The organism is Anabaena sp. EIM26 (assembly GCF_057568715.1).
In genome coordinates, this window is the sequence record NZ_CM172472.1 from 4,527,918 (window position 1) to 4,541,311 (window position 13,394).

Sequence of the window (13,394 nt, forward strand, 5' to 3'; positions counted from 1 at the left end):
CAATTTAATGGAAATACAGGGAAGAAGATGAAGTATTCTGGATAAAACTATTCCAGATTGCGCCGCCAAGTCATGCATTTTACCAAATTTAGACTAGCAATCAATAATTTTTAGCAAAGAGAAGTTAGTTGTCTCTAGTTATTTAACTTTAATGATCTAGATGCAAACTAAAACTTTCTTAGTACCTCTAAATTTCACGAGCAAAATAGTGAATATATAGTCATGGCTGCTTCCAAAATTGAAGCTGTATTGTCACAATTGCGAGATGAAATCAGCAATTGTGAACAGGCTTTGCTCAAGCTGATCAAGAGGAAAATAAATATGTCAGAAAACACAAATTTACTTAGTAAAATTAATACGCAATTGCAGCAAACTAATGTGGCAATTATTGGGATGGCTTCTATATTTCCCCAATCAAAAAACTTACAGGAATATTGGGAAACAATTATTCAGAAAATTGATTGTATTACGGATGTTCCTGTATCGCGTTGGAGTATAGAAGATTACTATGATTCTAATCCTCATGCAGTTGATAAAACTTACTCCAAACGAGGAGGATTTCTTCCAGACATTGATTTTAATCCGATGGAATTTGGCTTACCTCCCAATATCCTAGAGGTGACAGATATTTCCCAGTTACTCGGTTTGGTAGTTGCAAAAGCGGCGATGAAAGATGCTGGATATAGTGAATCTAGCCAGATTAACCGTGATATCTACGATCGCACTGGGGTAGTATTAGGAGTAGCCATTGGTCGCCAATTAGCAGTACCCTTAGGTGCAAGGTTGCAATACCCAGTTTGGGAAAAAGTCCTGAAAAGCAGTGGTTTATCAGACAAAGACACCGAAAAAATCATTCAAAAAATCAAAAGTGCATATGTGCAATGGGAAGAAAACGCCTTCCCTGGAATGTTAGCTAACGTCATTTCTGGGCGTATCGCCAACCGCCTCGACTTGGGAGGGATGAACTGCGTAGTTGATGCAGCTTGCGCCAGTTCCTTAGGTGCGTTGAGAATGGCAATTAGCGAATTAGTAGAACATCGCGCCGACATGATGCTGACTGGCGGAGTTGATACCGATAACTCGATTTTCGCCTATATGTGTTTTAGTAAAACCCCAGCTATTTCCCCCGGAGAGAAAGTCAAGCCCTTCGATGCTGAATCTGATGGCATGATGTTGGGTGAAGGTGTGGGAATGTTAGTACTGAAACGGTTAGAAGATGCAGTCCGAGATAGTGATCGCATCTATGCAGTCATTAAAGGAATTGGTTCTTCCAGCGATGGTAAGTATAAAAGTATCTATGCACCACGTTCCGAAGGACAAATCAAAGCCTTGCAACGTGCTTACCAAGAAGCAGGAATTTCCCCCGCTAGTGTGAGTTTAATTGAAGCACATGGCACGGGAACAATGGTAGGAGATCCTACAGAATTTACATCTATCAAACAGTTTTTTGGTGAAAACAATTCCAAAACCCAACATATAGCTTTAGGAACTGTTAAATCACAAATTGGACATACCAAAGCCGCAGCCGGTGCAGCAAGTCTCATTAAAACAGCTTTAGCATTACATCACAAAGTACTACCACCCACAATTAACGTTACTACACCACACCCAAAACTAAATATTGAGAATTCCCCATTTTATTTAAATACAGAAACTCGCCCTTGGATTAGTAACCAACCTAGACGGGCTGGAGTAAGTGCATTTGGTTTTGGAGGCACAAATTATCACGTTGTTTTAGAAGAATATGAAAACGAACATGATCAATCTTATCGTTTACACAGTACACCCAAATCAATTCTATTATCCGCACCCACAACTCCAGAATTATTATCTCGTTGCCAAGAAATTCAGCAACAACTAAAATCAGATCAAAAACAACTTCATTATCAACAAATAATTACAGAATCTGAATCTGTAGAAATTCCCATCAACTATGCCAGAATTGGATTTTTAGCGGATACTTGTACACAAGCAGAAGAATTTTTACAACTTAGTATTGACCAGTTAAAAAAACAGCCCAAAGCCAAATCATGGGAACACCCAAAAGGAATTTACTATCGCCAAATGGGCATAGAAACTAAAGGAAAGATAGTTGCTTTATTTTCTGGACAAGGTTCCCAATATTTAGACATGGGCAGGGAAGTAGCAATTAACTTTCCTAACTTGCGTCAAAACTATGCTCACATGGATAAATTGTTATGTAAAGATGGGCTAAACCCTCTATCTGAAGTAGTTTTTCCTCACCCAGTTTTCGATGCAGAACAAAAGAAACATCAGCTAGAAATACTACAAAAAACCGAATATGCACAACCTGCAATTGGTGCTTTCAGCGCAGCTTTATACAACATACTAAAACAAGCTGGGTTTAAAGCTGATTTTGTCGCCGGTCATAGTTTTGGAGAATTGACAGCTTTGTGGGCTGGGGGAGTGTTGAGTGAAGAAGATTATTTCTTCCTGGTGAAAGCTAGAGGAAAAGCAATGGCTACATCCTCAGAATTTGATGCAGGGGGAATGTTAGCAGTTAAAGGTGATGTTAATCAGGTGCAGGAATTAATTAAAGATTTTCCCCAAGTTGCTATTGCTAATTGGAACTCTCCAAATCAGGTGGTATTAGCTGGAAAAAAAGTAGAACTTGCCCAAGTGCAGAATGTTTTAAAAGAAAAGGGATTTTTGACATTTTCATTAGGAGTTTCCGCAGCTTTTCATACACCATTAGTAGCCCATGCACAGAAACCTTTTTCCCAAGCAATTGAACAAGTAACTTTCAACGATGCCAAAATTCCAATTTATACCAATGTTACAGGTAAACTTTACCCTAGTGACTCCTCAAGCATTAAAAAAAATCTCAAAGAACATCTGCTAAATCAAGTTCTATTTCAACAGGAAATTGAAAATATATATGCAGATGGTGGCTATTGCTTTATTGAGTTTGGCCCCAAAAATGTTCTGACCAACTTAGTCAAAGATATTCTGAATGATCAGCCACATATAGCCGTAGCTTTAAATGGGAATCATACTAAGAATAGTGACTTAGTTTTACGAGAAGCAATAATACAATTACGGGTTGCTGGTTTACCTCTACAAAACCTCGACCCCTACCAACTTGAAACAAAAATTCCTCAAATTGATCAAAAGAAGGTTTTAAACGTGCGGTTAAACAGTACCAATATCACTGACAAAGCAAAAAAAGCATTTGCACAAGCCCTGGAAGATGGATATCAAATTAGTACAGTATCTCCCCACGCAGAATTAATGAATGGACATCGAACTAGTACAGTATTTTCCGAGGCAGAAGTAAGTAATGAACATTACCAAGCTGTAGAGATAGAATCTCTTCTTCCTGTCCATACTGAATTAATTAACGGTAATGGTAAATCCACAAATAATGGCAATAATAGCAAATTAGATCAAGTAGAAATCCCCATTGCAAATTACGAAAAAGTTATTGATGGCTTAGAACAGTCATTAGCAGAGTTTACTCGTCATCAACGTGATATCACACAGGTTCATGAACAATCTTTGCAAAATCAAACAGAGTATACAAAAACCTTTTACCAGTTAATGCAACAGCAGCATTCCTTATTAGCAAATAATCAAGTTACTGAATATCAAGCACAAACACAACAACTAGCAATTTCTAGTTCTGAACGTAGCATCATGCGTCTGCATGATCATCAAACTGATACTATCCACATTCATAAACAATATCTCAACTATCAGCAGGAATACACTCATAATTACTTCCAACTGCTGCAACAACATTATAATTTTTTGCTAGTTCCTAATGATAGACCTCAACCCCAAAACCCTTCTCGATATCTCCCTGAAGAAGTGCGAGAAAGATCGGAAAATGAAAAAAATTTGATTAACAAGAATGGGGTGAATAATTCACCTAACTTGCAAGAAGGTTTACAGGAAAGGTTAAATACTATCACAGTAGTACCGACAAATCCAATTGATATTGATATTTCCACACTCGGACAAACTCTTCTCACCATTGTTAGTGATAAAACAGGTTATCCAACAGAGATGTTAGACCTGTCAATGGATATTGAGGCGGATTTAGGAATTGATTCTATCAAACGAGTAGAAATTTTAGGAGGGTTGTTAGAACTTTACCCCGACTTACCCAGACCGAATCCAGAAGAATTAGGTCAATTGCGTACCTTGGGGCAAATTGCAGAGTATATAAAAACTCTAATTCCAGATTTACTTAATCAAAAAGTAGAGGTTTCTGAAGCTACTATTGTTCCAGCACAAGCGTTAGTAAAAGTTCCTCATGATATTGAAGAAAATCAGCCACAAATCCCAGAATCTCAAACTACTTTTTCTGAATTAGAAGTTTCTCCAAATCCCATACAACCTCTCTCTACAAGTGAAGATAAATTAGCAGAAATTGCTGCAACTGATATAGACAAAGAAGCCATCATCCCCACAGATTTGAGTAATATTCTGCTCACCATTGTTAGTGATAAAACAGGTTATCCAACAGAGATGTTAGAACTGTCAATGGATATTGAGGCGGATTTAGGAATTGATTCTATCAAACGAGTAGAAATTTTAGGGGGGTTGTTAGAACTTTACCCCGACTTACCCAGACCGAATCCAGAAGAGTTGGGTCAATTGCGTACCTTGGGTCAAATTGCCGAATATATGCAAGATCAGGCTAAGGGTATAACTAAGTTACTAACTGAAAAAAAGCAGGATGTGAAAGCAATGGAATTGAACCATAAAATTCTTCGCAGTCCTGTGAAATTAAAGCAACTTCCCCAACCTGATGTTTTAGAGTTTAATATTCCTGAAAATCATATTGCTTTAATTACTGATAATGGTTCTTCCACTACAGGAAAATTAGCAACTGCCTTGATGGAAAAAGGTTGGAAAACTGTAGTTTTAAGTTTCCCTTCTATACAGTCAACTTTAGTCGAAGGAATTAATCATGTAGTTTTAGATGATTGGAGTGAAGAAGGCTTAAAACAACAGTTAGAAGATCTATCTCGTGATTATGGTACTGTTGGTACATTCATTCACTTACATCCTGCAACTCATGATCAAGCAAGTCATAGTGTGCGTTATTTAGAAATAGAACATATTGTCCTACGTCATGTATTTCTGACTGCTAAATATCTCAAAGAATCACTAAATAATGCAGCAACAAAAGGACGCAGTTGTTTTATTAATGTTGCCCGTTTAGATGGTGAGTTTGGACTTGGACACACAATTAATTTTGGTGTGATTGGTGCGGGTATATTTGGACTAACTAAGAGTTTAAATCAAGAATGGGAAGCTGTATTTTGTCGTTCTCTCGATTTAAGCCCTGATTTAGATGCAGACACTGCTGTAAAATATATTCTTGCTGAACTTCAAGATCCTAATCTTTTAGTTACAGAAGTAGGATATAGCAACAAAGGTAGAGTCACCTTAATTGCAGAACCCGCTTCATTACCCATTAGCAATTCTTCATTACCAATTACCAATGATCAAGTATTTCTAGTTAGCGGTGGGGCAAAAGGTATAACTGCCCAATGTGTCATTAAATTAGCGCAGCAATATCAATGTAAATTCATTCTTTTAGGTCGTTCGAGTACAGAAGCAGAACCAGTTTGGGCAGAGGGCTATGAGAATGAAGCCCAATTAAAACAGCGAATTATGGAGGATTTTCAAGCCAGAGGAGAAAAGCCAACACCAATAATGGTGCAAAAAAAATATCGGGCAATTTCCTCACAACGAGAAATTCACAATACATTGAAAGCAATTGAGGCAGCAGGAGGGGAAGCAGTATATTTGAGTGTAGATGTTACTGACGGCGCTTTGTTAGAACAGAAAATTGCACCTGTAATTGAATGCCTAGGGGAGATAACTGGAATTATTCATGGTGCTGGAAATTTAGCTGATAAGCGCATTGAAAAAAAATCAATTCATGATTTTGAAACAGTTTACTCTTCCAAAGTTAAAGGTTTAGAAAACTTACTCCGTTGTGTCCCACCAAAACAACTGCAATATTTAGTTTTGTTTTCCTCAGTGGTTGGTTTTTATGGTAACGTGGGACAATCGGATTATGCGATCGCTAACGAGATCCTCAATAAATCTGCCCATCTCGTTAAACGCAACCATCCTGACTGCCATGTAGCCGCTATTAACTGGGGCCCTTGGGATAGCGGCATGGTATCACCAGAATTAAAGCAAGCCTTTACAGAACGGGGAATTGAAACCATACCTGTAGAAATCGGCACACAGATGTTAGTTGATGAACTAACAAATGCAAGTCCAGAAACAGTGCAATTGGTAATTGGTAGCCCCCTAGTTTATATCCCATCTTCTGTACCCAGCGAATTAAAAAACTATCGCATTCATCGCCGATTGACCTTAGCAGCTAACCCATTTTTACAGGATCATGTAATTGTCGGTCGTCCAGTTCTTCCTGCCACTTGTGGACTACTATGGATGGCTAATACCTGCGAACAAATCTATCCAGGTTTCAAGGCTTTTAGTTGCCCCAATTTCAAAGTTTTAAAGGGAATTGTTTTTGATGAAAATTTCGTCGATGAATATATTCTAGAACTGCAAGAAGTTGCTAAAATAGAAAGTAAAGAGATAGAAGTTTCTGCTAAAATTAGCAGTATCAATCCAAAAGGTAAAATCAGGCATCACTTCAGCACTAATCTGATTTTAAAGCGCGAAATTCCCATTACCCCTAACTATGAATTGCTAAACTTAAACCAGGATGAGCAATTCATCCCTACTAATCAATTACTTTATCAAAATGGTGCATCTAGCTTATTTCATGGAACTATCTTTCAAGGCGTAAAATCTGTATTAAACGCCAGTCCCGGTAAACTCAGCATCGAATGTAATTTAGCACAACCCACAGCACAACAACAGGGACAATTTCCAGTCCAAACATTCAATCCATATATTGCAGATGTACAGATTCATGCACTCTGGATTTGGACACAGCATTTTCATCAAGTAGGTTGTTTACCATCAGAAATTCAAAACTTTGAACAATTTGTACAAGTACCTTTTGGTGAAACATTTTATGTTACTTGTGAAATCCAATCCAAGACAGAATCAAATGTAGTAGCTAACATCATTACCCATAACAAAGAAGGACAAATTTATAACCGGATGATTGGTGCAAAAGGAACTATTTTACCCAAGCAAATAGGATAAATATTGCCCACTTCAGACACAGGGAAATAAATAAAATATTACTCAACTATTTCATTTAACTCTCTGTGACCGCTACATCTGAAGTTGTATAACGTTTAAAAACTGGAGAATGACTATGAAAGAATTTCCGAAAAATAGAATTCCTAAAATTGCGATTATAGGCATGGATTGCTTTGTTAGTAATTGCCCTGGATTAGATGCCTTTGAAAGCAGTATTTACCAAGGTAAACAACATTTTACACCCCTGACTTATGGCGATACACCATCATTAACAATTCCATTATCAGAAATTAATCAACTTTCCTCTCAGCAACAATTAATGTTGCAGGTAGCTAATAATGCTCTCAACAATGCTCAATTAGATCCAGAGACAAAAATTGCAGTTGTGATGGTGACTGAATCTCAAAGTCACTACCAAAATAAACTAGCAAGTTATATTTCTCGGCTGTGGGATGCAACTAGTCCTGCATTTGCTGAAGAGAACTCAGGTTTTTCAGCTTTGAATCTTGCACAGAAACTATTAATCAATAAACAAGTAGATGCTGTTTTAGTTGCAGCAATGGATTTTGCTCAAGAGAAAAATCAGATTACAGGTTTGCAGACTCTCAGTTATGATCAAAATGCCGATGCTACTTTAGTAGGAGAAGGTGCAGCCGCTGTAATATTGCAACTTCATGAAACAGCCAAAGAAAAGAATAATTGCATATATGCAGTAATTGATGCTTTGAGTGTGGTGCAGAATTCCCCACATCAACCGCAAGCAGTTACAGAAGCTTGTCAGACTGCTTTTCAGATTGCAGATATTCAAGCTCAAGATATTGGTTATTTGGAAGTTTATGCTGGTGGAAATCCCCAACAAGATGAAACGGAAATTCAAGGTTTAGTTACAGCTTATACAACTGAAGAATCAAACTTAAGTTGTGCTGTGGGTAGCATCAAAGCTAATATTGGTCATACTCACAGTGCATCGGGAATTATCAGTTTAATTAAAACAGCACTGTGTTTATATCACCGCTACATTCCCGCAGTTCCCAACTGGTCATGTCCTAAACAACCGGATATGTGGAGTGGAAGTCCCTTTTATGTGGCTACAGAATCTAAACCTTGGTTTGTAGAACCAGGTGCATCCAGAAGAATAGCTGCTGTTAATAGTATGGAGGCAAATGGCAGTTATGCACACTTGATTTTATCAGAGGAAGTCAGCCAGATAGAACGCAAGAGCAGGTATTTAGAGCAGATACCTTATTATTTATATGCGATCGCAGCAGAAAATCGCACCTCCCTATTAAACCAAATTACCGCACTTAAGCATTCCCTCCAAGATGCCCCTGTTCTCTCTCAACTGGCCAGCCAAACCTTTAGAGAATACCAAAAACATCAACAATCAAATTATGCACATTATGCGATCGCAATTCTGGCACGAAATCAAGAAGAACTCACACGAGAATTAGACCGCGCCATCCCCGGTGTTAATCTTGCCTTTGACACCGGAAAAGACTGGCAAACCCCCCTTGGGAGCTATTTTACCGCCAAACCACAGGGCAAAAAAGGTAAAGTCGCTTTCGTTTACCCCGGTTCCTTCACTTCTTACATCGGAGTAGGGCGAAATCTCTTACGTCTGTTTCCCAAAATTTATGATGATCCCATCATCAATAGCGTTTATAATCGCACCGCCAACATTGAAAAAATTCTCTATCCCCGCAGCTTAAAAAAATTATCAAAAAGAGAAATAGAAGTCTTAGAACAGCAATTAATAAATGACCCAGTAGCAATGCTGGAATCTGAAGTTGGCTTTGCTGGACTCATGACCGCAATACTCAGAAATTATTTCCAAATCCAATCACAATGTGCATTTGGTTATAGCCTTGGTGAAACCAGCATGATGTTAGCCCAAGGTATTTGGACAAGTTTTAAAGAAACAAGTGATTATTTGAATTCATCACCTCTCTTTAAAACTCAATTATCCGGCCCCAAAAATGCAGTTCGCCAACATTGGAAAATACCCGTAGAAGATCAAAACCCAGATTTTTGGAGCAACTACATCCTGATATGTCCATTATCCCGTGTTCAGGAAGCAATAAAAAACGAACCTCGCGTCTACATACCTTTAATTAATGCACCAGAAGAAATTGTTATTGCTGGTGAAACAAAAGCTTGTCAAAGAATAATTCAACAACTAAATTGTGATGCTTTTCCAACTTCCATCAATCATGTAATTCATTGTGAGCCAATGCACTCTGAGTACAACGAACTAGCAAAAATTAACACTTTACCTCTTGGCAACGTATCAGAATCTATTTTTTATTCTGCCGCAGAATATGAACCGATCAAACTCAATAGCCATACTATAGGACACAACATTGCTAAATGTCTATGTCAGCAACTTGATTTTCCTCGTTTAATTAACCGGGTTTACAACGACAATATCAGAATATTTATTGAAGTAGGTGTTGGTAGCAGTTGTTCAAGATGGATTAGCTCAAATCTCCAAGAAAGAGAACATATAGCCGTATCTATTAATCGCAGAGGTTTAGATGATCATACCTCAATTATCAGAGCATTAGCTAAACTTCTTAGTCATCGTGTTGAATTAGATTTATCACCCTTGTATTCTCTCTCTTCAGAACCAAATAAACCTTTAGTTAACCTAGAAAATTCTACCGTTAAAAAACCAGAAAAACCCTTCAATTCTATTTCTTCACAACCATCTAATTGGCACTACAAGAAATTGAGTAACAATAATGCACTCATGACTAAAACTCATACCTTCTTAATCAAATCACGCCAGGAATCACTACAGCAAATAAACTCCTTAATTCAACAGCAAATTGAATTTTACAAAAAAATAATTGAGCAATAACCAAAATAAATTAATCTCACAAAACTAAACTTTTAACGTCTTGATCAATAATTACTTGGTGTGAAAAGCTCCCCGGATTTATACATGGGGTCAATCTAAAATTGTCTCTAGAACTTCCTGAAATCAGAGGTTTATTAACGTGTTTAATACAGAAAAAAACCTGAATCAATATAATCATCTCCGATTATCTCACTTATTCATCAATAATTCTCAAATTTGGCAAGGTCATTTAAATACTGTTGCATTTAATGCCGAAGAAATTAAAATTAAACTGAAGAATTTAAATAAACCTTGTTATATAGTTAGATGTGAAGGAAAAATTGGCATTACTAACGAAGGTAATTTATCTCATGCCAATAATGGTAAAACAGCCCAACTAGAAATGCTCATGGCTGTTCCTCCCTTAACAATTCAACAATTAGGTGATCCAACTTTTCTGGATTTTTACGGTGTAAAATATGCCTATGCTACAGGTGCAATGGCACAAGGAATTGCTTCTGAAGAAATGGTAATTTCTCTAGGAAAACAAAATATCCTCAGTTCATTTGGTGCAGGAGGCTTATCTCCTTCCCGTGTTGAAGCAGCAATTAATCGCATTCAGCCAGCCTTAGATCAAAAACCTTTCGCTTTTAACTTACTCCATAGTCCTAGCGAACCAGCAATTGAACGACGTAGCATTGATTTATATCTCAAATACCAAATCAGAATCATTGAAGCCTCTGCATTTTTAGATTTAACCGACAACATTGTTTACTATCGAGTTGCTGGACTCAGTTTAAATTCAGCTAATCAAATTGAAATCAAAAATAAAGTCATCGCCAAAGTTTCCCGGCGAGAAGTAGCAAGCAAATTTCTTCAACCTGCTCCTACAAAAATTCTCAAACAATTAGTTCAACAAGGTCTGATTAGCGAATTACAAGCCAATCTTGCCTCTAAAATTCCTATGGCTGATGATATCACAGTAGAAGCCGATTCTGGTGGTCACACAGACAATCGTCCTCTCATTTGTTTATTACCTTCCATCTTAGAATTGCGAGATGAAATTCAAAATAAATATAACTATGAAACCCCCGTCAGAATCGGCGTAGCCGGTGGAATTTCCACACCGCAATCAGCCTTAGCTGCATTTATGATGGGTGCTGCTTATGTAGTCACAGGCTCCATTAATCAATCCTGTATTGAAGCAGAAACTTCTCAATATACCAAATCATTACTAGCTCAAGCAGAAATGACTGATGTCATGATGGCTCCCGCCGCTGATATGTTTGAAATGGGAGTAAAACTGCAAGTTCTCAAACGGGGAACTCTCTTTCCTCTCCGCGCTCAAAAACTTTTAGAATTTTACAAAAACTATAATTCAATTGAAGAAATTCCTCCAGCAGAAACAGAAAAATTAGAAAAGCAGATTTTGAAAAAAACTGTACAAGAAGTTTGGCAAGAAACCGTTACTTATTTATCCCAACGTAACCCTGATAAATTAACCAAAGCAGCAAATAATCCTAAACTAAAAATGGCACTGATTTTCCGCTGGTATTTAGGACTATCTTCTCGTTGGTCTAACACTGGTGAAAAAGGCCGAGAAATTGATTATCAAATTTGGTGCGGTCCAGCAATGGGTAGCTTTAATGATTGGGTCAGAGGCTCCTATCTATCTGAACCAAAAAATCGCAAAGTCGTAGAACTTGCGGATCATATTATGAAAGGAGCAACATTTTTATATCGCATTCAAAATTTAAAAATTCAAGGACTACAAATTCCAGATGAATACAGTCAATATCATCCAGAAGGGTTATAAATATGCCAGACAGCAGAAAATTGGGAAGTCTGGAAGAAATGATGGAAATCTTGAATAAACAAGCTAAAACGTGGAATTTAGTTACTATTAGTCGTATCAAAGGTAATCTTCAAGAAGCGTTTCTTAGACAATCTCTAGACATTCTCCAATATCGTCATCCTCGTCTCAATTCCCGAATTATAGATTTTGATAATTGTCTCTACTTTAAAACTGCGGGTACAGAAAAAATTGCTTTGCAAGTTATTAATCCTTTAGATGAGGCACAATGGCAAGAAATTGTTAATGAAGAGATGAACCAGGTAATTGATAGTAGCAAATGCCTCATGCGAGTTGTATTAGCTCCTATCCTGGGGGAGCAAAAAATTAGTTATCTTATTACAACATTGCACCATGCAATCGCAGATGGATTATCAAGCATTCAACTTCACTCACAAATCTTAAATTATTATCAAAGACTCGCCTCTGGCGACACAATACAACCAATTATTGAATTGGAAGCATTACCACCCATTGAAAACATAATTACAAAATATACACAAGATTATAGAGGATGTATATACAGTAATTTAATGTCGTTAAAACTTGGCATTCAAAAACTTTTATACCAACCAAAAACCTTAGGATTTGAAAAATATGCATCTATTCCTAAACGGACTTCGCAAATTATTCACAAACAAATTGAGCCAGATTTAACCAGAAAATTTATTGATAAATGTCGGCGGGAAAATGTCACAGTATATAGTGCCTTATGTGCCATACTTATGTTCACAGTAGCCAGAAAAATCATCAAACCTAATCAAACAAGTGTGAACGTAAATTGCTTATCATATATTGATTTACGTAGGCTTTTACAACCTCCAATTAGTGAAGTAGATTTAGGCATTCTAGCTACATCTATGATGCAATTTTACACTATAAAAGCGCACACATCTTTCTGGGAATTAGCGCGGAAAGTAAAATCTAATTTAGAAACTAGTATCAAGCGTGGTGATATTTTCAGTATGCCATTAATTGCCAAGCAACTCATCAACTTTTGTTTTTTCTTTCCCAAACAAGTAGCCGCTACAGTTTCAGTTTCTAATATTGGCAAAGTAAATATTCCCAACATTTATGGTGAATTAGAACTAGAAGAAATTAGCTTTGCTGGCTCTCATGCTTTATATGGAGGTATGTTTGTGATTCATGCCGCTAGTTTTCAAGAAAAAATGCTGTTAAATTTTGTATTTTCCCAGCCTTCAATTAGCAGACAATTAATAGATTATTTAATAGAAAATGTCATATCATGTATTTATGATATTGGTAATTCAAATAATGGCAGTACTTTTTTTCTAGTAGATAATTTCTTGTGAATTTAAAACTAAAAAGCAATTCCATACAATAGACATCTCCGGGAATGAATGTAGAGATGTTCCATGTAACGTCTCTACAAGGATTTCATATCACACATATTTAATTTTCACAGATGTCTAATAACGTAGTTTCAAGTTTGACTAGCATTTCTCATGAAATATTTTTAGTACGTGTTCAGGGGTTAGATATACATAAACTCCAGTAATAAATAAGGAT

General features: G+C 36.9%; 4 protein-coding genes. All 4 read left to right on the forward strand.

The features are described from left to right. The first annotated feature begins 222 nt into the window (after positions 1-222). Entirely contained in the window at positions 223-7,173 is a 6,951-nt protein-coding gene (locus AC012T_RS19570; RefSeq protein WP_487060398.1) for an SDR family NAD(P)-dependent oxidoreductase, read from the forward strand. 115 nt (positions 7,174-7,288) lie between these two features. Then, positions 7,289-10,033 carry a PfaB family protein gene (locus tag AC012T_RS19575; protein WP_487060399.1) on the forward strand — a complete coding sequence of 915 codons (2,745 nt, stop codon included), beginning with the start codon at positions 7,289-7,291 and terminating at the stop codon, positions 10,031-10,033. A gap of 160 nt (positions 10,034-10,193) precedes the next feature. Further along, on the forward strand, positions 10,194-11,828 hold the full coding sequence (locus AC012T_RS19580; protein WP_487066668.1) for a PfaD family polyunsaturated fatty acid/polyketide biosynthesis protein: 1,635 nt from the start codon (positions 10,194-10,196) through the stop codon (positions 11,826-11,828). Positions 11,829-11,830: 2 nt separating this feature from the next. Beyond that, positions 11,831-13,177 (forward strand): phthiocerol/phthiodiolone dimycocerosyl transferase family protein, encoded by a 1,347-nt coding sequence (locus AC012T_RS19585; protein WP_487060400.1) that lies wholly within the window; start codon positions 11,831-11,833, stop codon positions 13,175-13,177. Positions 13,178-13,394: the final 217 nt, after the last annotated feature.